General features: G+C 35.6%; 18 protein-coding genes and 1 riboswitch. Of the genes, 12 read left to right on the forward strand and 6 right to left on the reverse strand.

All coding sequences use genetic code 11. The annotated features are described in order from the left end of the window. Window positions 1-5: 5 nt before the first annotated feature. The 4 genes from H131_RS01035 (at window position 6) to H131_RS25165 (ending at window position 2,255) form a co-directional block, all read left to right on the forward strand. A complete protein-coding gene (locus H131_RS01035; RefSeq protein ID WP_196228851.1) occupies window positions 6-407 on the forward strand; it encodes a DUF7587 domain-containing protein in 402 nt (133 codons plus the stop codon). A gap of 3 nt (window positions 408-410) precedes the next feature. Then, window positions 411-758 carry a hypothetical protein gene (locus H131_RS01040; protein WP_010857180.1) on the forward strand — a complete coding sequence of 116 codons (348 nt, stop codon included), beginning with the start codon at window positions 411-413 and terminating at the stop codon, window positions 756-758. 588 nt (window positions 759-1,346) lie between these two features. After that, window positions 1,347-1,601 (forward strand): DUF7660 family protein, encoded by a 255-nt coding sequence (locus tag H131_RS01045; RefSeq protein ID WP_010857181.1) that lies wholly within the window; start codon window positions 1,347-1,349, stop codon window positions 1,599-1,601. Window positions 1,602-1,841: 240 nt separating this feature from the next. Then, window positions 1,842-2,255, forward strand: a complete 414-nt coding sequence (locus H131_RS25165) for a hypothetical protein (protein ID WP_230491805.1) — start codon at window positions 1,842-1,844, stop codon at window positions 2,253-2,255. A gap of 254 nt (window positions 2,256-2,509) precedes the next feature. On the opposite strand, the gene H131_RS01055 is transcribed toward H131_RS25165, so the two are convergent. Then, complete coding sequence (locus H131_RS01055; protein WP_010857183.1) at window positions 2,510-2,713, reverse strand: alpha/beta-type small acid-soluble spore protein; 204 nt, start codon at window positions 2,711-2,713, stop codon at window positions 2,510-2,512. Window positions 2,714-2,941: 228 nt separating this feature from the next. Between H131_RS01055 and H131_RS01060 the strand changes: the two genes are divergently transcribed. The 3 genes from H131_RS01060 (at window position 2,942) to H131_RS01070 (ending at window position 5,238) form a co-directional block, all read left to right on the forward strand. Further along, window positions 2,942-3,439 (forward strand): YehS family protein, encoded by a 498-nt coding sequence (locus H131_RS01060; RefSeq protein ID WP_010857184.1) that lies wholly within the window; start codon window positions 2,942-2,944, stop codon window positions 3,437-3,439. A 301-nt stretch (window positions 3,440-3,740) separates the two neighbouring features. Then, window positions 3,741-3,935, forward strand: a complete 195-nt coding sequence (locus H131_RS01065; protein WP_010857185.1) for a hypothetical protein — start codon at window positions 3,741-3,743, stop codon at window positions 3,933-3,935. A gap of 221 nt (window positions 3,936-4,156) precedes the next feature. Next, window positions 4,157-4,241, forward strand: a riboswitch (cyclic di-GMP riboswitch). Between the two features lie 307 nt (window positions 4,242-4,548). Next, window positions 4,549-5,238: a hypothetical protein gene (locus H131_RS01070; protein ID WP_010857186.1), complete on the forward strand. Its 690-nt coding sequence runs from the start codon at window positions 4,549-4,551 to the stop codon at window positions 5,236-5,238. Window positions 5,239-5,317: 79 nt separating this feature from the next. Here H131_RS01070 and H131_RS01075 read toward each other — a convergent pair whose 3' ends face one another. The 3 genes from H131_RS01075 to H131_RS01085 all read right to left on the reverse strand — a co-directional run bounded on the left by H131_RS01075 (window position 5,318) and on the right by H131_RS01085 (window position 10,003). Continuing rightward, window positions 5,318-7,012, reverse strand: a complete 1,695-nt coding sequence (locus H131_RS01075) for a methyl-accepting chemotaxis protein (RefSeq protein ID WP_010857187.1) — start codon at window positions 7,010-7,012, stop codon at window positions 5,318-5,320. Between the two features lie 422 nt (window positions 7,013-7,434). Next, on the reverse strand, window positions 7,435-8,850 hold the full coding sequence (locus H131_RS01080; RefSeq protein ID WP_010857188.1) for a YceG family protein: 1,416 nt from the start codon (window positions 8,848-8,850) through the stop codon (window positions 7,435-7,437). 157 nt (window positions 8,851-9,007) lie between these two features. Beyond that, entirely contained in the window at window positions 9,008-10,003 is a 996-nt protein-coding gene (locus H131_RS01085) for a M23 family metallopeptidase (RefSeq protein ID WP_010857189.1), read from the reverse strand. A gap of 334 nt (window positions 10,004-10,337) precedes the next feature. Between H131_RS01085 and H131_RS01090 the strand changes: the two genes are divergently transcribed. From H131_RS01090 to H131_RS01100, 3 genes are all read left to right on the forward strand, one after another. Then, entirely contained in the window at window positions 10,338-12,233 is a 1,896-nt protein-coding gene (locus H131_RS01090) for a PrkA family serine protein kinase (RefSeq protein WP_036130893.1), read from the forward strand. Window positions 12,234-12,533: 300 nt separating this feature from the next. Next, complete coding sequence (gene yhbH, locus H131_RS01095) at window positions 12,534-13,691, forward strand: sporulation protein YhbH (RefSeq protein WP_010857191.1); 1,158 nt, start codon at window positions 12,534-12,536, stop codon at window positions 13,689-13,691. 57 nt (window positions 13,692-13,748) lie between these two features. After that, window positions 13,749-15,149 carry a SpoVR family protein gene (locus H131_RS01100; RefSeq protein WP_010857192.1) on the forward strand — a complete coding sequence of 467 codons (1,401 nt, stop codon included), beginning with the start codon at window positions 13,749-13,751 and terminating at the stop codon, window positions 15,147-15,149. A 99-nt stretch (window positions 15,150-15,248) separates the two neighbouring features. Here H131_RS01100 and H131_RS01105 read toward each other — a convergent pair whose 3' ends face one another. Further along, window positions 15,249-15,650, reverse strand: a complete 402-nt coding sequence (locus H131_RS01105) for a hypothetical protein (RefSeq protein WP_010857193.1) — start codon at window positions 15,648-15,650, stop codon at window positions 15,249-15,251. Window positions 15,651-15,873: 223 nt separating this feature from the next. Between H131_RS01105 and H131_RS01110 the strand changes: the two genes are divergently transcribed. Next, a complete protein-coding gene (locus H131_RS01110; protein ID WP_010857194.1) occupies window positions 15,874-16,752 on the forward strand; it encodes a radical SAM/SPASM domain-containing protein in 879 nt (292 codons plus the stop codon). Between the two features lie 67 nt (window positions 16,753-16,819). Here the strand turns inward: H131_RS01110 and H131_RS01115 are convergent, their stop codons facing one another. Continuing rightward, on the reverse strand, window positions 16,820-17,206 hold the full coding sequence (locus H131_RS01115) for a helix-turn-helix domain-containing protein (protein ID WP_010857195.1): 387 nt from the start codon (window positions 17,204-17,206) through the stop codon (window positions 16,820-16,822). A gap of 211 nt (window positions 17,207-17,417) precedes the next feature. Between H131_RS01115 and H131_RS01120 the strand changes: the two genes are divergently transcribed. Continuing rightward, window positions 17,418-18,026, forward strand: coding sequence for a restriction endonuclease subunit S domain-containing protein (locus tag H131_RS01120; protein ID WP_010857196.1), 609 nt, complete (start codon window positions 17,418-17,420; stop codon window positions 18,024-18,026). Window positions 18,027-18,126 lie beyond the last annotated feature (100 nt).

Below are 18,126 nucleotides of genomic sequence, written 5' to 3' on the forward strand. Positions count from 1 at the left end.
TAACTGTGTATCGAGCATTGACTGTTGCTCAAGAGTCTCAAGCGTTAAATAATGAGCCAATTATTCCTAAAAATAGTATGGCTAATTATTCAATTCAGGAGCATATTGATGATGGTAATTTGAGAACCCAATATTCATCAGCTACGAAAAAGAAACATACTGCTGAGCGGTATGCACGAGCAAATCCTAGAAGAGGAAAGATGTCTTCAAGTACAATTATTGCTATTGATACTGATAAGTTAGACTCTAACAAAGTTTTTGATGTATCTAATGGGATTGATCCTCAAACAGGTAATCGTTTTAGAAAACCAGCACTTGACTATGCACTGAAAGATGCTGAAGTTCTCATACAAGGTGAAATACCTAAAAGTGCTTATACTATTCATAAAAAGGGAGGGTGTCGTTAAATTATGAAAATAGATTACCGAAGTGAAATCGATAAAATTAGAAATTCTTTAAAGAACTACTACAATGAGCAATTCAAAAGTGAAGAAGAAGAGTACATTGAAAACAAAAAGGTCAAAGAACAAATAAAAAAATTAATAATTCAAGTTTATAATGATAGTACTCTGTCTGAAGGAGACAGAGAGTATCTGATAAAAGTAGGGGTAGAACTTCTGGCAAAAAATACAGGTTGTGCGGAAGACCTAGAGATTGCTGAAGAAATTCTTGATAGTCTTTTTTATGATATGAAAATACTAAGTCAGGAAAATAGTGATAATTTTTACGAGCAATATTTATGCAAAAGATGGCAGTAAGGTCTGGATCATTCTCAAAAAAGTAGACGTCAGTTTAGAAAAGTAAAAATGAAGCCATGTACAAATAGAAAATAGCCTCGCCATGACTCATGTCATAACGAGGCCTATTTTCTATTAATTTATTTTAGCGATGAGTATTAAATATCGAAAATTAAGTCTTTTGGTGAACAAGGAGATTGCGATTATTAGTTCCGATATGATAACTTGAATCGCCTTGTAGGGCAAACCTTTCGGATGGTAACGACATTCAATTAAAGTACAATGCCGATGATGATGTTGTTTTTGCAAGGGATAACCATACGCAAATAGCCTTTGATTACACCATTCTTGGCAGTTTAATATGCCGAGAGTAAGGCGGGAAGAAAGTTAAATTCGCCTATGATATAGAGGAACAGTTAAACGCTGTCATCAATGAAAAAGGCGAAACGTATCAGTTTGAACGCGATACGAAAGGAAATATCATCAAGGAAATCGGCTTTGATTAGATGGAAAGAACATTTCAATTGTTTTAAAGATGATGATGGAACCAAATCGGTAATTTGTAGAAAAAAATAAAGTCGATAGTAGAAGTCGAAAGGTGTGAATTGTATGGATTGGTATGAAATAATTGAAAACGTTTCTAATAAGCAACAGTTCTTAGATTTTGTAAATTTATTATCAGCCGATTTTAAAAAAAATAGAGATGAATGGGAGAATAAATCTATAGATGAATTTCTTCTAGGCATTGAGGGCTGGGTGGAAAGTATGGAAGGTTTTTTTGAAAATTCTGGTTTAGAAACACCCCAAAATATTGATTGGAATTTTTTATCGATGATGTTATATGTGGGTAAGATTTATGAATAAAAGTCCACTCTAAAAAAGAGTGTGATTATACGAAATTTGTATGTTGAGAGGCTTTAAAATGATGAGTGTGGTGTAAAGAATAGATCAATTTAACGCTAGGACTCGTTCGCCATTTCCGGAACGATTAGAGCATTTGATACTCGGAGGCATTGCACCAATGAAATAGTTGAAGCATATGTAAAAAGATTGGGGCACTTACAGGTGAATTTATTCCTAGCCCACTATTTGGAAGGTGACATTTTGAATTATGAAAGTAAAACTATAAAACTTGCTATGAATGACGGAAAAATATTTGATGGTATTTTGAAACTATATGAGGAATCTCCAGATGATGAAGAAATGGTTTTAATAGAACTATTAATATTAGGTGACACAATAAGTTTCGAACATGAAAACTTTTTCCTAGTACTTCAAAGCCTGCGACAACATCTAGAGAAAAAACATATACAGGTCATGTGTAATGGAGCTGCGTTAAATGTTTATCCATCTCAAATGCAAGGTACCGGACATTTAGCATATAAATTAAAATTTGGAGAGCCAGCTAGATTAAAAGATATAGTTGACATATTTGAATTTGACAATGGTTTGAGGTTTGTAAAAATCGAAGAACAGTTCAGCTACTATAATAAGTGGTTAAAAAGTTTAGAAGGTTAGGTTTGTTAGTTAAAAAAGAGTCTTTACTAGTGGTTAATTTTGTTACTTTAGGTTTTTTTGATGTGCTATATTATGGACATTTATTTTTACTAAGTAAACGAGGAATATGGTTGTTTCTCGAATTTTTCTCCTCACGTAGCATACAAAATCCCCATTAAGTAAGATGCTATCTACAGCGTACTGTAGTTTTTTTAACATTGTCTACTTAAAGGGGATAATATTCGTTTTTTACTTTAAAACATTAATTTTGCTATTTAAAATTTGCCTTTTGATTGTCTTTCAGCCATTTCAACAAGTCGTTTCGTAATTTCCCCACCTACTGAACCGTTTGCGCGAGAAGAAGCTTCTGGCCCAAGCTGTACGCCGAATTCTTGTGCGATTTCATATTTCATTTGATTAACAGCTTCTTGTACACCTGGAACTTGAAGTTTATTTGAGCTTCGATTATTTGTAGCCATATTTCTCACCTCCTTGTGATATTAGAATGGTCGATTGTTTGTTTTTCATACATTAAAAAAAGAGATATATGCGCAAGCTAAACACGAAAGCCAGGTAATATCTAATTGAGTGAATTTAAAATAGTTAGTTAGCTTAAAAATGCAATTACCTCTGTTATAATTAAGCCTAGTATTCATTTCACATAGAGTGAAGTTGCGGTTTCAATGGAAAAATCAGGAGGGTTTTAGATGACGGATAATGATATGTTGATTCGTTTAAGATACGCATTAGATATAAAAAATACAGAGATGGTAGAAATTTTTGAACTAGGCGGTATGAGCTTTACAAAAGAGGATGTATTGAACATGCTGATGAAAGTGAAGGATGAGGAAGAAGCACCCGAAAACTTCATTAAATGTAATAATAAAATGTTCGAAGCATTTTTAAACGGTTTTATAATTTTTAAAAGAGGGCCTCAACAACCAAAACCTGGTCAAGCAGTAAGTCCAGCAGTGCCTGTTAAGACTACAGAGAGCCCTAATAATATGCTATTAAAGAAAGTCAAAATTGCACTAGTACTAACAAGTGAAGATATGCTTGAGATTTTATATGAGGGTGGCGTCACGGTATCTAAAGGTGAATTAGGCGCTATTTTAAGAAATCCAAGTCATCGCAACTACAAAGAGTGTGGCGATCGATTTGTGAGAAACTTCTTAAAAGGCTTAACGATGAAATATAGAGGTTAAAAAAGACGCAGCTAGATGTATCAGCTGAGTTGAGCGGGGAAATTTATTGCAAATTCAATTAAGAAAGGAGCTATCTCACCCATTGAGACAGCTCCTTTTGTGTTGCTATAAATCATATTGTATCACCATAAATATGATAACCATTATTTAGTAAGTGTTATAACAGGCAGTTGTAACAACAAAGAATTTAAAAATTGTTCTTGAGACCGTTGACAAATTGTGACGAAATTGTGTACACTTAAGTTGACACAAAGTTGTCACAAAAGGGGAAAGTAAATGTTCACGAATAGAGGGGTGCTTTATGATCTATTTTGATATTATTCTTATTGCTATTGCATGTGTGAGTACGCCACTTATAGTTGCGGTTATGTTGGATATTTTCTATGCTGAAAAAAAACAGGTTCGTTTTTCATTACGCCGTACTTCGTTATGGTATGTGTCTGTTTTTGCGCTATCTTTCATACCATCCGTATTACTTGTCATGCAAAATGTATAAATTCTTGCTTCATCACTTAGGGGTAAGTGAAAAGCAAAAAATAAATAGAGCAGCTAGAACGAATAATAAATTCGTTCTAGCTGCTTTTATTTTTGTTTCGATACAGATAATAAAATAGTAATGTTTTCACTGTTTGTAAAGTTGGAGTAAACTAGTGATAAAATATGTGTATTTTTATATAGTTATATTTACTGATTTTACCTATTAAGTTAATTAAAGGTTGTAATGATAGGCGAATCTACTGAAGAGTAGAGACGCAAAGCTACAGGTCTAAAGCATTAATGCTATGACGGCTGGGTTGCCAAAGATCGCTAATTATAAGAAATTATTGCTAGTGTATATTCTTTTGTAGCCTATTTCTTTTTGAAATGGGTTTTTATTGTGCATAACTAATGGAACACTCCAATTGATGTTGCATGCTATTCGTGCACACGCCAATACTCTTTTTATTTAAGCAACACAAGAACATTGACGTAAGTGATGTTCTTGTGTTGTTTTATTTACTTGCCTTAAATTCCACATGAGTTAAGAATGAAAAGTGTTTCTAGTGAATAAGATTTCTATTAAATAGATGTTTTTTCCTATCTATTATTTTTCTTAAGGTGGGATTTTTGTGAAAACCTTTTTTCTACTGGTATTAGGTATTATCTATTTGATGCTAGCAAATGCAATGGAAGCAGCTATAGTAAGAGGTAGTTATTTCATTATTGGATTGAGCTTATTTACGGTAGGAGCATTTCGTTATGTTAAGGGGAAAGTTAGGTCTTTCAGAAGGAATGCTGAAATGAAAAGAGAAAGTGAAGAGGAATTAATGAATATTCCGCATACCCAATGCACAATATCGAGTGATTGCTTACAGGCGCTCTTATTAAACGAACCAACGAATACACTTTTGCTTGCTCAAAAAGAAGATTGGGAAGCAGAAGTGACGAAGAAAGAAATACAGTTTAATAAAATATACGAAGTTTCTATAGTAGAGGATGACAATATTATAATTGCTAGTACTAGAAATGGATTATTAAGTGGGTCATTAATTGATGGAGAGCAAATTATTTCAGGGGACACAGAAGAGGTAGAGGAAGAATCTGATGATACAGTATCTCAACTAGCTTTAAAAATAGTGGTGGATAATTTATCGACACCCGTTTTAGAATATGTATTTATGACAAATAGCAAACCGATATCAAGAGAAGAGGATGCATATAGTGAAGCATTGGAGTTATGCGAGCAGTGGTATAGAAAGATAAGTATCATTATCAAGCGTTACGAACTTGAAAGAGTACCTATTCGAAATTGGCAATGAAATAATTTGTTTTTGAAGACCATTTCCATGAAAAATAAACAGGCTGTCTCGAAAGACTATTTCGAGACAGCCCTGTTTTTTAAATTTTAAATTTCTGTAGTTGTGTGTTTAGCTCTTCCGCCATATTTGCCAACTGATTTGCACTTTTTGAAATTTCGTCCATGGTTGCTGCTGTTTCCTCAACAGTAGCTGTAGTTTCTTCTACGCCAGCAGCAGATTCCTGTGAAATAGATGCCATTTCATCAATAGCAACATTTATAGATTCGGAACTTTGCATAATTTGATTTAAATTTCCTGAAATGACATGAATATTGTCAATCATATCTTTGACAGCAACAGAAATATGATCGAATGTTTCATTTGTTTGATTTAGTTGTGCTGTTCCTTCTTTTACTTCCTCATAACCTGATTGCAGGGAATTTGTCACATGGCCTGTTTCACTTTGAATACGATTAACAATGGTTGATATGTCCGTCACAGAGAACTGTACTTGTTCTGCAAGCTTGCGTACTTCATCGGCAACAACGGCAAAGCCTTTTCCATGTTCTCCAGCACGTGCTGCCTCGATTGCTGCATTTAACGCAAGTAAATTTGTTTGGTTTGAAATCTCATCAATAACAGAAATAAGTTTTGAAATTTCAGCAGATTGCTCGTTTAAGCCTTCTACTTTTTTCACTGAATCTAATACAATTTCATTAATCGTAGCCATTTGTTGCGTTGAACGTACCATTAAATCTTTTCCTGTAGTAGTTAAGCTTTGTACATGTACTGAATGCTCTTGTAATTCCTTGCCTTCTTGTGTTGTGTCCTGAATGCGGCGTTGGAACGTTGTCATTGTTTCTGCTAAATCGCCGGCGGTTGATGCTTGTGTTTCTGTTCCCGAAGCCAGTTCTTGCATCGTAACGGTAATTTGCTCCGTACCTGTTTGGACCTCATTTGAAGATTGAGCCAGTTCTTCACTACTAGCCGCCACATTCTCTGATACAGAGTGAATAGTGCTTATCGTTGTGTTTAGTTGCTCATTCAATTCATTTGCTGAAAGCATTAATTGGCCAATTTCATCTCGATGAGTGATTGGCAGTGGGGCGTTTCGTAAATTTCCATCAGCTAATTCCCTCATGCGGTTTGAGACAACTTTAATAGGTTTAGAAATGCGGCTTGCTGTACTAATGGCTATTAGGATTCCTACTATTGTCAATAGTGTATTGACAATTACGCCAATTGTTTTATTGTTTGAGCTTGTTGAGACAACCTCATTGCCGATTGCTGTAATATCCTCAGCGCGTTTAGTTGCTAATCCTTCATAGCCTTTTCGTACTTCAGTTACAAGATGATTGATAGCAGTTAAATTATCTAATGCTAATTGTTTATTGCCACTTTTATAGACATCAAATACTTCACTATTTACTCGATTGCTCCATTCGCGAGACATTTCTACTATTTTTCCACGTTCAGTGCCATTGTCGTACTGTTCAATAATGCGGTTGCTTTCTTCAGCAATTTGACGGTACTCATTAAAAGTATCTATGTATTGTTCCTCTCCTGATACAACATAGCTTAAGGCTGCAGATAGCCGGACACTCGTAGACATCGCTAAATTTTTACTAGCTGTTAATACAGCCAAATGTTCTTCAATAAGTTCTTTTGCTTGTTGTTCCATCTTATTATTAGAAATATAGGTGTAGCTTGTAAAACATATTACTAGACTTAACAAGACGATAAATGCACTTAAAATACGAGCTTTGAGTGTTTTGAATTGAAACAAACCAATCATTTTTTCCCATCCTTTAATTGCTCCATAAAATAATGAGGAGCTTTAAAATTAAAATTTTTAATTGTTATAGTACAATTATTATTTTATACCTATTTTTATAGAAAAATAAGACTTTTTAATCGGAATTTTAAAAATAGTTTTTTTAGTATAAAGCTTTAGAAAGTTAAGATCGCTAACTTCTATTTTATAGTTAAATGTATGTAGTGGTATGTCGATTGCAATGTATTTAAGTAAACTAATGTGAAAATTCTCACCTCTAATTTTAGCTAAATAACAATAGAGAAAACGAGATGATTAAAACTTTCTAAATAAAAATGCTGTCCAAAGCTGATTGGACAGCACCCTAAGTTAAAGGTACATATTATTTTCATGTTTCGGGTGTGATTTGCACGTGTAAGTTGGTTAGCCTCTAGAACAATAAGCTAGTTCGTATGTTCAATAAAGTTTTGTGCAAATTCATATATTTTATCGGAAGGTACTGCTAGATTTAAATTTTGTCCTCTATCAAAACCACCAGTTATTAGGCCAACTAGCCTTCCAAACATATCCAACAGCGCACCGCCAGAGCTTCCGTTAGAAATAGGGGCAGTGAATTGTATCATGGGAATGCTATCAAGGTCTCTGAAGCCTGATACGATGCCATCGGAAAAGGAATTAAATAACCCTAATGGACTACCTATAGCAACAATCTTTTGGCCTCTAACTAAATTGTCATCAGTTTTTAACGTGAGTGGTGAGCAGTCTTTATCCACTTTAATAATTGCCAAGTCATATAGCTGATGATATTTAATAAAATGATCTGTAAGATATTCTTGCGTATCATTTTCATATATAACCGAGTAGTAATGTCCTCCTCCAACTACATGTAGATTCGTTAAAATATAACCACTACTATGGATAATAACACCTGAACCGCTGCACATAATTTTATTTTCTTCATCGTAAACTTTAATCATGACAACGGAGTTTGATAGCCCAGCTAACTGCTCATAACTTAATTCACTAGCATTAACTAGTTTTTGGCGCTGTTTAGTAGTATTGACCAGCACCGATTGTGTAATTGTATTTGGTATAGGAGCCAAGGGGATTGGTTCTATATTTGTTGCAGGTATAAATTCAGGTATTGTTACGTCGGCTGAATATAGGGCACTGCATGTATATCGTGTTGAGAATGATTCTATTTCAGGGCACAAATTGACAATGTCCTCTTTCGGGTTCATATAGCATACATCACAGCCAAGCCTAGATAAGAAATACAAAAATAATAATTCATGATGTTTAATATCGCCGATAAAAATTACTTTTGGAGATAGGCTAGGCGACTTCTTAAAAAGCTTTGGTAAATAGGCTTCTATCCAGTTCAAAAATTTCACAACAAAATTTTTTAATAAGGTTGCATTGGAATTGGGATTGGTTTTCTTATACATTGCCACAATTTTAATAAAGGTGATTTTTTTCGTCCATTCAAGAATCTCGTTATCTAATACCAAGCATAGAGGGGTTTGATAGATTAAATTCTTATCAGCACTAGGATTATCGATGACAGTCTGCCAATTATCCCAAATATTTGCTAGCCTATTAATATCATTTTTATTTGATATTGCTTCGAGACCACCTAAACGTAAGTAGGAAGTATTGGGACTTGAAGTAAAATGTTCGTCGATGCGCTTAATATTGTCAATGTAATGTTCGATAGTATTTGGAACGCCGATATATCTTACAAAAAGGATTTCTTTACTAACAGCAGTTTGATTATTGTTATTGATGAGCACGAAATCTTCAAGCGGATTTTGTGTTTGTTTAAGTTGGATTTTTAAAGGCTTTGTTTTCACTATCATATCCATTCTCCAGTTAAATTTATTTATTTATTACAATTATAGAGAAATTTCAAATCATTGCATAGTTAGATTTTTACAGTTCAATAATTTCATTTATGTAAAGAGATAAGGCTATTCAATAAGTTGAAAAATGCTTATTGAACAACCTTAAACTGTACTACTTTGCTTTTTTCGCTTGTCGCTCCCATTGCAGTAATGACGGATAAGGATCAAATGCCCATTCCGTACGCCCATTGAACTTGTAGATGCCGTAATGAAGATGGGGTGGGAATTTTCCGGATGTTCCTTCTTTGCCGTAGCCGGAACTACCAACATAACCGAGAACTGTTCCAGGTTCTACAATGTCTCCAATCTCGATTTCCTTATGAAAGCTACCGAGGTGGGCATAATAATGATAGGAATTATGATTATCACGAACGCCAATCCGCCATCCACCAAATTGATTCCAGCCTTTTACTTCAACTACACCATAAGAAGTGGATAGGACAGGCGTCCCGTAGCTAGCAAAAATGTCGGTTCCTTCATGTATTCGTCTCCCTCCCCAACCTCTGTTAGCGCCCCATGTGCCTCTAAAGCTGTAATTGTTGCGGACAGGAATTGGAAAGGTATGTGCATCAAGATCTGTTGTTTTGAAATGTCTATACAAAGTGGAAATTGTAGTGATTTGATTGACAGCTTCTTCGCTTCCGTAATATTCCCATAAAGCTAATTTAAAATCCTCGTCTGTCGAGCCAAACTTCCTTAAATAACTGGCCATGGAGAATATGACATCTTCATCATCGTTAGGACTTGCAATACCATCACCATCGCCATCAAGCCCCATTCCTCCGAAAAAACTGATGGTTTCGGGGATTGTATCTTCCTTTACAGGGTTCAATGCCCCTGACCAATACTCGTCCGAAAATCGAATGGCAATATAACTTTCGCGCTTGGGTATATCTGAGCGGACCGATTGTAAATTGCGTTCAAATTGGTCGATAGCTGCTAAGAAGTGCCATGGAATCAATAATTCATCAAATTGTACATAATAGGACATACGCTGTTGCAAAATTTCCTCTTCAGAGGGTTTTTCTTTTGCCAATGTAACAATGGGGAGAGTAAAACTACATAATAGCAACAATGTTCCAAGGAAAATTAGATGACGATGACTCAATAAATGAACCTCCTTTCTACAGTTAGAATAACCGAATTTAATTATTTCATGAGTATGGTTTGTACAACAAAGTACAATCAACGGAAATCGACTTGCGACTATTGTGAGGCAAATTTTCATTCAGAAACAATTAAAGCGTTACTCTTGGTTTAGGACCATAAAATGAATTTTTTTGTGAAGTGTTTTCTTAACTAACCTAGGACTGTAGTGTAGTTTGGCAACAATTTACTCACTATGCATGGGAATATTTAAAGAATGCAAAAAAGTATTGGGTATCATAATGTCTCTTATTTCATACTATGTTATAAATCAAGCCCTGAATGGAGGGAAGGCTATCAACATTTTAAACAAAGTGAAGAGCTATCGCGAAGAAGAAAATCGACTGAAGTGGGAAGGTACATTTGCAGATTATTTAAGCATTATTAAGGAAAGACCTGAAGTTGCTCAAACTGCCCATTCACGCGTCTATAATATGATTAAAAGTGCAGGTTTAGAGGAACGCGATGGGCAAAAGATGTATCAGTTTTTTGGTCAAGAAATTTTTGGGCTTGAAACAGCAATTGAAAGATTGGTGGAGGAGTATTTCCATCCAGCAGCACGGAGATTGGATGTTAGGAAGCGAATTTTATTACTAATGGGGCCAGTAAGTGGCGGTAAATCAACGATTGTGACCTTGCTGAAACGTGGACTTGAGCAATATTCGCGCACGGATGAGGGAGCAGTCTTCGCAATTAAGGGATGTCCAATGCATGAAGATCCTCTACATTTAATTCCTCATCATTTACGTAAAGAATTTTTCGAGGAGTATGGTATACGGATTGAGGGTAGTTTATCGCCTTTAAATACGATGCGTCTTGAAAAGGAATATGATGGACGTATTGAAAATGTCATAATTGAACGTATTACTTTTTCAGAAGACAAACGAGTAGGCATCGGAACTTTTACTCCTTCTGACCCAAAATCTCAAGATATTGCTGATTTGACGGGCAGCATTGATTTCTCGACAATTGGTGTGTTTGGTTCAGAATCTGACCCTCGCGCTTATCGCTTTGATGGAGAGTTAAACAAGGCCAATCGAGGGATGATGGAATTCCAAGAAATGCTGAAATTAGACGAGAAATTCTTGTGGAACTTATTGTCATTAACTCAGGAAGGTAATTTTAAGGCGGGAAGATTCGCATTGATTAGTGCAGATGAGTTAATAGTGGCACATACAAACGAAACCGAGTATCGTTCATTCATATCGAATAAGAAAAACGAAGCATTACATTCGCGAATTATTGTGATGCCGATTCCTTATAATTTGAAAGTTAGTCAGGAAGAATTGATTTACCAAAAGATGATTAGAGAAAGCGATATTTCTCATGTTCATATTGCACCACATGCATTGAAGGCCGCAGCAATCTTTTCGGTTCTAACAAGGCTTGAAGTTCCGAAGAAACAAGGTGTGGATCTTATTAAAAAAATGCGCTTGTACGACGGAGAAAATGTGGAGGGATTTAATTCCGTTGACTTAGAGGAGCTTAAAAAAGAGTTTCCAAACGAAGGCATGAACGGTATTGATCCACGGTATATTATTAATCGAATTTCTTCAGCCATTATTCGAAAAGAAATACCGTCTATAAATGCGTTAGATGTTCTACGTTCACTGAAGGATGGACTGGATCAGCATGCTTCGATCTCACAGGAAGATCGAGAAAAATATATGAATTATATTGCTGTTGCTAGAAGAGAGTATGATGATATTGCGAAAAATGAAGTGCAAAAAGCGTTTGTTTATTCGTATGAAGAGTCGGCGAAAACACTGATGAATAATTATCTCGATAACGTTGAGGCTTTTTGTAATAAAAACAAAATTTTTGATCGTTTGACTGGTGAGGAAATGAATCCAGACGAAAAATTGATGCGTTCAATTGAAGAACAAATCGGCATTTCAGAAAATGCCAAAAAGGCTTTCCGTGAGGAAATTTTAATCCGTATTTCTGCGTATGCAAGAAAAGGCAAAAGATTTGATTATAATTCTCATGAAAGATTAAGAGAAGCAATTCAAAAGAAACTATTTGCAGACTTAAAAGATGTTGTGAAAATTACAACGTCTTCCAAAATGCCGGATGAATCGCAACTTAAGAAAATCAATGAGGTTGTGGCAAGACTTGTTGATGAACATGGTTATAACACAACGTCTGCAAATGAATTATTACAATATGTAGGTAGTCTACTGAATCGATAAAGACTGAATAGGAGTGTCCCTAGGGCACTCTTTTTATCTTCATTCATTTAGCGGAGGGACGTCAAATGAATGAAAGGACTCCATACTTAAATCGCCACGTCCTGTGGCAGTCCCTGCGTAATGTACATCGAAGTCCTAAAAATTGTGGCACATGTTGCAGTTTTGAATTGTGCTTATATAATTCAAAACCGAGCGCAGGCCCCGTCGAGGTGTAATTGATTTCTCTAAAAAAGTGCAACATAGGTGATCACAAGCATAGTATAGAAAAAATGCAAATTTGATAGATGGGTGAGGATAAAAATGACTGAAAACCAGAATAAACGATATGCCATCTCTCAGGAAAATTGGTCCCTCCATCGTAAAGGGCACCAAGATCAACAACGTCATATGGAAAAAGTAAAAGATGCCATTAAAAATAATTTACCAGATTTAGTGAGTGAAGAAAGTATCATCATGTCCAATGGTCGTGAGGTTATCAAGATACCTATACGCTCTCTTGATGAATATAAAATTCGCTACAACTACGATAACTCGAAACATGTAGGCCAAGGACAAGGGGATAGTAATGTAGGGGATGTTGTAGCACGTGAACCAAGTAGAGGTAATCAAGGCAATGGCCAAGGTAAAGAAGCCGGTGATAAGCCTGGTAATGATTACTATGAGGCAGAGGTAAGCATCGAAGAAATACAAAATGTGTTATTTAAAGAGTTGGAGCTGCCGAATTTACAGCAAAAAGAAAAAGAAGATATTAAAACCGAAAAGGTTGAATTTAATGATATAAGAAAAAAAGGGCTTATGGGCAATGTCGATAAGAAGCGTACAATTTTAAATGCGCTGAAGCGTAATGCCATGCTGGGAAAGGCAGAAATTACTCCGATTCATAATGATGATTTGCGCTTTAAAACATGGGATGAAGTAGAAAAGCCAGAATCGAAGGCAGTAGTCCTTGCCATGATGGATACAAGTGGTTCCATGGGTTCCTTTGAAAAATATTGTGCCAGAAGCTTTTTCTTTTGGATGACTAGATTTTTACGTTCAAAGTACCAAACTGTAGAAATTGAATTTATCGCACATCATACGGAAGCCAAGGTGGTGACGGAGGAAGAGTTTTTTACTAAAGGAGAAAGTGGAGGAACCATTTGTTCATCTGCCTATATTAAAGCCTTGGAACTAATTGGTGAAAAATATAATCCGACTCGCTACAATATTTATCCGGTTCATTTTTCGGACGGTGAAAACATTTCGATGGATAATGAGAAATGCTTGAAGTTAGTTGGCGAGTTAATGGATGTTTCAAGTATGTTCGGATACGGTGAAGTAAATCAGCATAACCGCTTTTCTACACTTATGTATACGTATAAAAAAATTGAAGATGAGAAATTTAGGCATCATATTTTGAAGAAAAAAAGTGATGTTTACGATGCATTAAAAAGCTTTTTCCAAAAAAGCGAATCTTAATTTGAAGATTAAAGATGGGCAGTACTGAGTATGCAATTCCAAAGGAGGGAGCGAAAAATGGAGAATGAGCTTCACCGAGCGATTGATGAAATAACAGAAATTGCGGCAGGTTTCGGTTTAGATTTTTACACGATGCGATACGAAATATGTCCAGCAGATATTATTTATACATTTGGTGCATATGGAATGCCTACGCGTTTTTCGCATTGGAGTTTCGGGAAACAATTCCATAAAATGAAATTGCAATATGATTTAGGGTTAAGCCAAATTTATGAATTGGTCATTAACTCGGACCCATGCTATGCATTTTTACTTGATACGAATTCATTAACTCAAAATAAGCTAATTATTGCCCATGTATTGGCACACTGTGATTTTTTCAAAAATAATGTGCGCTTTTCCAATACAAGACGAGATATGGTCGAGAGCATGACTGCAACAGCTGAACGAATAGCTAGCTATGAAAGAGAGTACGGCAAGGATGAGGTTGAACAGTTTTTAGATGCGGTGTTAGCCATTCAAGAGCATATCGACCCATCTATCATACGACCTAAGCTGTTTACCGGTAATGAGGAAGAGGACGAAGAAGAAATTATTGCGTCAAGATCACCATATGATGATCTTTGGAGTTTAGATGAAAAAGAACAAGAACATAGAACGGTTCGAAGAAGATTAAAGCAGTTTCCGTCAAAGCCAGAAAAGGATTTATTACTGTTTATTGAGGAACATAGTAGAGAGCTAGAGGAGTGGCAGCGCGATATTTTAACAATGATGCGTGAGGAAATGCTTTATTTTTGGCCGCAATTAGAAACGAAAATTATGAATGAAGGCTGGGCGTCCTATTGGCATCAACGAATTATGCGCGAGCTCAAGCTCACAACTACAGAGACCATAGAATATGCAAAATTAAATGCAGGCGTTGTGCAACCGTCTAAAACATCAATTAACCCTTATTATCTTGGGCTGAAAATTTTTGAGGATATTGAACAACGATATAATAACCCTACAGAAGAAATGAGAAAGTTAGGCGTTGAGCCGAACTCGGGTCGCGAGAAAATGTTTGAGGTGAGAGAGATTGAATCGGATATTTCTTTTATCCGAAATTATTTAACAAAGGATTTAGCAAAACAAGAGGACCTTTATTTGTTTCAGAAAAAAGGCAATGAATACCGTATTACTGACAAAGATCATGAAATGGTGCGTGATCAGCTCGTATCCATCCGGGTAAATGGTGGGTTTCCGTATATCGTGGTGAAAAATGGCGACTACTTACGGAATGGGGAGTTATATTTAGTGCATGGTTATGAGGGGATGGAGCTTGACCCACGATATTTAGAGAATGTATTACCGTACATTTATCAACTGTGGGGGCGACCGGTGCACTTGGAAACGTGTGTTGATGCAAAACCTGTTCTTTATTCATATGATGGAACTAAAAATTATAAGCGATCAGTGTAATTGTAAAACTTCTATCATGGGCTGATAAAACCCACAGATAGAAGTTTTATTAGTTAGTAACATTGGTGCCATAACGCTTACTCTTTTTTTCTTGTTTCTTTATAAATTATCTTTGTTTTCTTCTTGATTTTGATTGGAGCTTGAATGTATTTTGCTATCGATTACTAAGCTATCACGTACTTTTATTCCTTGTTGTCCACCAGCCTCGTCATTATCATTACCGGCTATGCCACTTCTTCCATTCCCATCAGCAAATTGAGAATTTTGGTTTCTTGTGCGGCTACCGTTTAAAGCATTTTGCCCACCTTGGTTGGCATTTGTCCCCACATCTTTATTAATCTGTCCGCCACCCTCAGCTCTTTGTTCAATATGGATGTCCGTATTTCCAATATTAAACGTGAGATGAATCGTGATATTATCTTTTTCGTGATCTTTTGAATGTGCTCTTTCCGGTTCTTTAGATGAATTGTTTCTCCTCGAAAAATCTTTATATCCAGCCATCGTTTGCTCACCCCTTTCACTTAGGTATATTACTAACGTATTAACTTAACTTGAACTTACTTGTACGTGTAGCCTTGTGCTGAAATAGAAATAATTCAAAGTAAGTGTCATAATAAACCTAGCCTACGAGAAATAAATAATGAATAACTGCTCGCTATCGTGAAAATTTGTTAAAATGAATAAGATTATTTGAATAACATAGAACTGGAACGGTGAAAAAACGTTGAGAACATTTAAAAAGGTCTATATAGAAATTACCAGTGTCTGTAATTTGGCTTGTAGTTTCTGTCCGCCGACTGCACGTGCAAAAGGGCTAATTAAGGTAGAACAATTTAATAAAATACTTGATGAAATACGACCACATACCAAATACATTTACTTGCATGTCAAAGGTGAACCACTGTTACATCCACGCATCGATCAGTTATTAGATGCTGCACACGCCAAGGGCTTTAAGGTCAATATTACGACCAATGGGACATTGATTAAAAAGAATCGTGAAAAATTGTTAGGTAAGCCGGCACTACGCCAAATCAATTTCTCATTACATAGCTTTGATGGTCATGAGGGCTCAGAAAATCGAGAGAAATATTTAGGTGATATATTGGATTTTGTCCGTGATGCAAAAGACTTTAATACAATCATTTCATATCGTCTCTGGAATTTACAACAAGAACATGTAACGGATATTGCGGCGAGAAGAAATCGAGAGACGTTAGAAATCTTAGAAAATGAATATACGCTGGATTATCGTATTGAGGAGAAAGTTCAGCCGGGCAAAGGCGTGAAAATTGCCAACAATATTTATTTAAATCAGGACCATGAGTTTAGATGGCCTAGTCTGCTCGCACCTGAGGATGAGGGCAAAGGTTTTTGTCATGCGTTACGTAGCCAAGCTGCGATTCTTGTTGATGGTACAGTTGTGCCGTGTTGTCTTGATGGTGAGGGTGTCATCAATCTAGGTAATGTTAATCAGACATCATTTACAGAGATTGTAGAGGGTGAACGTGCGAATAATATTGTTGAAGGATTTTCAAGACGAGAAGCGGTCGAAGAACTATGTAGAAAATGTGGCTATCGCCAAAAATTTGGGATGGAATAGTTGGTTCGAAAACAGCCGCTTGCTTTTTTGGGCTATTTAAAATTAAAAAACAGCACAAATGGTAGTGTTACCCATTTGTGCTGTTTTTCTTCGATTGTGCATCCACAGTATTTAAAAAATCCTTTGTTATACGTACAACATATTTTACTTCATCTAAATCTCGCTCTCTTAGTAATGAGCGATGAATGTCGAGCATTAGATTCTTCTCTTCAATATCGGTAACACCGGATAACTTTTGGAAATTAAACAGTTCTTCAGGTGCAATATCTAACGCCTTCATAAGCATCTCTAATGTGCTTAATGTGATATTCGATTGACCATGCTCAATATTTGAGATTCGACCTTTACTAAAACCTAACTTCCCCGTTTTTTCTGCAACTTCTTCTTGACTAAGTCCCTTAGAAACTCTAATGATACGGAGTTGTTCGCCTACAAGCTTTAAAAAGTCTGACATATCATTCACCTCTATGTAAAAAACTAGAGAAAAACCTTTGAAATGCATATACCATTATATTTGTATAATGGAGAAAAAGTTACATTAAAATGGTACAATAGAGAGAGGTATTATTTGTTCGTGCGAAATTTAAGAAAGATACATAAGAATAAGTAAAAAACTTCAAGCAGATATGTTGTAGACAAAGTAAATAAAAATGGGGGATACAAGCATGCTAAAACGTTATAGATTAAAAGAAATTGTTTTAATTGTTGCCGGGTTATCAGTACCGAATATGCATTATTTCTCAAATATAAAGCATTTTAAGTGTGTTAAAGTGCCTGCAAAGACAATCATTCTCGCTAAAAGTGGTAGGAGTGGTACTGAAAAAAAGATATATCAATGTGAAACTGAAGTTTGCATTGCAAATGATAATGTAGCTATCATCCCAAATGAATCCATCATTTTAAGTGATTATTTATTGCATTACCTCAATTGGTATCAGTTAGGTAATGATTGGCAACATTTGTCTCATCTAACTGTAGATGTCCCAGGAATTGAAATGCAAACGAAAATCGTGCAGTTGTTAAATGCGATGCAGCTTTTAATAAAAAATAGAGACTCCTTAATAACATTGGTAGAAGATTTACCGCAGCATTTTAACGATATTTCGATGCAAGCTGAAAGCCATACAAGACACTTAAATTTAGGGTTTGATCAAGTTCAAAACTGTTATATTTCCTTGCTTCATAAAATCTTTAAAGGAGATCTTTTCAAGGAAATTCAACAACCTGATAATTTTATAGAACAATTGTGTAAAAAAAATATGAGTCAGTGCTAAGTGGTACAAGTAGCTCTTACATGAACCGTTTGCTATGTTTAACGATAGATTGTGGATGTTCCTAAAGTAAAAACAATATACGTAGAGGTATTCTAGATTC

It is taken from the genome of Lysinibacillus sphaericus OT4b.31 (assembly GCF_000392615.1).
GTDB lineage: Bacteria > Bacillota > Bacilli > Bacillales_A > Planococcaceae > Lysinibacillus > Lysinibacillus sphaericus_B.